Annotated in this window: 2 protein-coding genes; both read right to left on the bottom strand. The window is 33.4% G+C overall.

The features are described from left to right. Positions 1 to 110: 110 nt before the first annotated feature. Complete coding sequence (locus B0I22_RS16025; RefSeq protein WP_133946623.1) at positions 111 to 1,241, bottom strand: WD40 repeat domain-containing protein; 1,131 nt, start codon at positions 1,239 to 1,241, stop codon at positions 111 to 113. Next, positions 1,213 to 1,480: hypothetical protein (locus tag B0I22_RS16275; RefSeq protein WP_221411245.1), on the bottom strand; the 268-nt coding region annotated here is incomplete at its 5' end. The genes B0I22_RS16025 and B0I22_RS16275, both read right to left, overlap by 29 nt.

Below are 1,480 nucleotides of genomic sequence, written 5' to 3'. Positions count from 1 at the left end.
AATCGAAGCACAAATCTTCAATTTTGCACAAAAGTTGAACCGAAGAACTGCCGTTGAACTTTGCAGTTTCGCCCCACTATCGCAAAACCCTTGTTGTGCGTTCGTTTTTTTTATACGTTATAAATGCTAAAACATCCGTAATCAGTTCGTACACCTAATTTTTCTCCCACAAACTTAATTTCACATTTTTTCACAAGATGTTCAATTTTAAAACTGTGTAAAAGCTTTTTATTAGTAAAGTCGAAAACGTGTGCATCTGCTCGTTGTAGAAGAACCAATTTTGTTTGGTCAGCATTGAAGCAAAAAGCGTTAACGTCTTTTGTGTATTCAGGAATTTCTATTTCTTTCATTTGGATTTCTTCATTTGTTGAAAGGTCGAAATATCGCATTCCCCAAGTTCCATATTGTTCTCTAACAACCAATAATTTGTTATCATTAGCAAACTCAAATTGAAACACCATTTCAAACTTTCCATTTATTTTACTTAAAAGTGTTCCATTTTCTGCATCAATAATTTGAATTTCTCCAACCTTATTATGAAATGCCAATAGTTTTCCATCTTTTGATAATTTTCCGCAGAATGGCGGTGTTCCACTTATAAATTCTACTTTGTAGTCTGAAGAATGTAAAGCTTTGTTTTGATTATCTATTACCGATAGTTTTCCTAAAGTTGCAAATGCTATTTTGTCTTTTGCAACTGATACAAAACTGTCGACATAGCTTTTCTCGTTACCTAAATTATAGAAAGTTTCTTTTTCAATATCAAATTCGTAAATGTAATGGTCAAGGTCTAAAATTAAAGAATTTCTTTCAGGTCTATACTCTATGTTCCAAGCTAAAGATTTTGGTAATTCTATTGTTTTAAGGATATTTCCAAAGTTGTCAATAAGGTTCATTGAGCCTACAGTTTCTCCGTTTTGCATTTTGTCTTCGTAAACAAATATGCCTTTTGGAGAATTCTCAAGTGCTAAAGCTCCTGTATAAGCTCCACCAATAAATTTGTGCAAAATAGGCTGTCCGTTTTGGGCGTTTTCATCATTTAACACAAATCCCTTTTTCAAGGCTTCCCATTCTTTTTTATAAAAATTTTTCAAAGCATCTTCATTACTCGAAAATTCTTTTTCAGTGGTTTTCAGCTTGTCAATTTTTCCGGTTTCAGAAATTAGGATTTTGTCTTTTAAGTTTAGGTTAATTACCTTATCTGAATTTTTATCAATCAGTTCGTGTTTTATTTCTTTCATCTATTTTTGTTTGTTTCGTTCGGGTTTTGCAAAATGACGCACAACGTCCCCCGGCTTGGCGATAGCGGGGCGCCCGAAGCGGAAATGTTTCAACTAAAATACAAAATAAAATAGAAATGGAAAGCGTGAATTTTGAGTATTTAGCCCCGCTATTGCCAAACCGATGTTGTCTGCAGTATTTTTTATTCAGTCGAATCGGAAATTTCGTGCGTTCATTTCGATTTAGAGAAGCAGAAATT

Source organism: Epilithonimonas xixisoli (assembly GCF_004365655.1).
Taxonomy (GTDB): Bacteria; Bacteroidota; Bacteroidia; order Flavobacteriales; family Weeksellaceae; genus Epilithonimonas; species Epilithonimonas xixisoli.
This window is presented reverse-complemented; position numbering and strand designations above follow the sequence as displayed.